The sequence below is a fragment of the Curtobacterium sp. HSID17257 genome (genome assembly GCF_003989515.1).
Taxonomy (GTDB): domain Bacteria; phylum Actinomycetota; class Actinomycetes; order Actinomycetales; family Microbacteriaceae; genus Curtobacterium.
Genome location: NZ_RBLU01000203.1, coordinates 1 through 2,364 on the forward strand (window position 1 = coordinate 1; position 2,364 = coordinate 2,364).

The window sequence follows — 2,364 nt, forward strand, 5'->3', positions numbered from 1 at the left end:
GCCCGGTCGCCTCGACCGCCGTCGCCGGCGCCGCGGTGCTCTCCCGCTCCGCCGCACTCCGCGCCGAGCGCGCCGCCGACCCGCGGCACGTCCGTCGTGCCGCCAACGCCAAGCGTGCGGCGATCCTGCTCGCACCGGCCATCGCGGTCACCTCGTCCCTGACGCTCGCGGTCCCCGCGAACGCCGACCCGCAGACCACGACGAACGGCACGTCGACGTCGTCGATCGCCGCGTACGACGCGCAGTCCTTCACGGTCGCGCGCGACGTCGAGGTGCCGGTCGTGCAGACCGACGGCATGACGACGACCACGACGATCGTGTCCTACCCGACCATCGTCACGAAGTACGGCGTCACCACCCAGCAGGCAGAGGCGGCGATCTCGAAGGTGCTGTCGGCGGGTGGCAAGCGCGCCACGATCGTGTCGACGGCGCTGCAGTACATGGGGGACCCGTACGTCGAGGGCGGCGCCAGCCACTCCGGCATCGACTGCTCGGGACTGACGATGGTGGCGTACGCGGCCGTCGGGATCCCGCTCGTGCACTACGTGCCGTCGCAGGACGCGGTCGCCACGACGATCCCGCAGTCCGAGGCGCTGCCCGGCGACCTCGTCGTGTTCGACGACGAGGACCACGTCGGCATCTACCTCGGCGACGGCATCGTGCTGCAGGCGCCGCACCCCGGCGACCCGGTGGACATCGTGCCGGTGTACCCGAACGCGCACCACTTCGCGCGGCTCCTGCCGGCCGGCGAGTGACGCGTCCCCGGGGAGTTGCGCACCTCCCGTAAACTGGAGTGATGGCCACCGAGACCCGCACCCCGTTCGAGGAGCAGCGCTCCGCTCGTCCGCAGGTGCGCCCGCGCACCGAGGGGTGGACCCAGGCGCAGGACTCCGCGGGCCGACCCCTCCTGCAGTTCGCGTCCCCGAAGCGCGGCAAGCCGCCCGTGCACCTCGCCGACATGACCGTCGAGGAGCGCGTCGAGAAGGTCAAGGAGCTCGGCCTTCCGGGCTTCCGCGCGAAGCAGCTGTCGACGCACTACTTCACGCACTGGTCGTCCGACCCGGCGACGATGACCGACCTGCCCGCCGCCCAGCGTGAGGAACTCGTGGCGGGGATGCTGCCGCCGCTCCTCACCGAGACCCGGCGTCTGGCGACGGACAAGGGCGACACGATCAAGTTCCTCTGGAAGCTGCACGACGGCGCCCTGGTCGAGTCGGTGCTCATGCGCTACCCCGGCCGCATCACGCTCTGCGTCTCGTCGCAGGCCGGCTGCGGCATGAACTGCCCGTTCTGCGCCACCGGCCAGGCGGGCCTGACGCGCAACATGTCGACGGCCGAGATCATCGAGCAGATCGTCCGCGCGAACGCCGCGATCGCCGCCGGTGAGCTCGGTGGTGACCCGCGCAAGGGCGGGCAGGACCGCGTCGACGCCGAGCGCGTCACGAACATCGTCTTCATGGGCATGGGGGAGCCGCTCGCGAACTACAAGCGGGTCATCGAGGCCGTCCGGACGATGATCGCGCCGCAGCCGCACGGTCTCGGGATGAGCGCGCGCGGGATCACGGTCTCCACCGTCGGCCTGGTGCCGGCGATCAAGAAGCTGGCGGACGAGGACATCCCGCTCACCTTCGCGCTGTCCCTGCACGCGCCGGACGACGAGCTCCGCGACGAGCTCATCCCGGTGAACTCGCGGTGGAAGGCCGACGAGGCGATCGACGCGGCGTACGAGTACTACGCGAAGACCGGCCGCCGGGTCTCGATCGAGTACGCGCTCATCAAGGACATGAACGACCATGCCTGGCGTGCCGACCTGCTCGCCGAGAAGCTCAACGCCCGCGGCAAGGGCTGGGTCCACGTCAACCCGATCCCGCTCAACCCGACGCCCGGCTCGGTCTGGACCTCGTCGGAGCCCCACGTGCAGGACGAGTTCGTCCGTCGGCTCAACGCTGCCGGGGTGCCGACGACCCTGCGCGACACCCGCGGCAAGGAGATCGACGGGGCGTGCGGCCAGTTGGCCGCGGCTGACGAGACGGACGTCTGAGTCGACTATCGGTCGGACGGGAGGCACGGTGCGGGTACGCACCGTGCCTCCCGTCGTTCCCGGGTCGCGTCGGTGCTCGAGCCGTCACGGTCGGACAGCCGTCCGTCCGCGGCCCCGGTACCCTTGCTTCCGCGAGTTCTCGGGGAGGTCGGGGGACGACACGCCCGGGATGTGGGTGGTGTTGGCGGTGTGGCTGGGGCGAACGTAGAGTAATCACTCGTTGCCGCTGAGGCGGAGAACGGAACGGCCGAGACGGTCACCGGGTTCACCTGGGGATCTTGTCCGCCACGGTTCTTCCCCGGCAACGAACTTCCAGCCCCTCT

General features: G+C 70.7%; 2 protein-coding genes. Both read left to right on the forward strand.

Going from position 1 to position 2,364, the window contains the following annotated elements; translation table 11 throughout:
* Nucleotides 1–755, forward strand: a 755-nt coding sequence (locus tag D8M35_RS17145) for a C40 family peptidase (protein ID WP_238638282.1), incomplete at its 5' end; no start/stop codon positions are given.
* Between the two features lie 41 nt (nucleotides 756–796).
* The gene (rlmN, locus tag D8M35_RS16025) at nucleotides 797–2,041 is read left to right on the forward strand and encodes a 23S rRNA (adenine(2503)-C(2))-methyltransferase RlmN (RefSeq protein ID WP_126892703.1); all 1,245 of its coding nucleotides are present in this window, start codon (nucleotides 797–799) and stop codon (nucleotides 2,039–2,041) included.
* Nucleotides 2,042–2,364: the final 323 nt, after the last annotated feature.

Bases quoted from the DNA above. Each gene is read 5' to 3' on its own strand.
- rlmN (WP_126892703.1), top strand. From the start codon at position 797: ATGGCCACCGAGACCCGCACCCCGTTCGAGGAGCAGCGCTCCGCTCGT.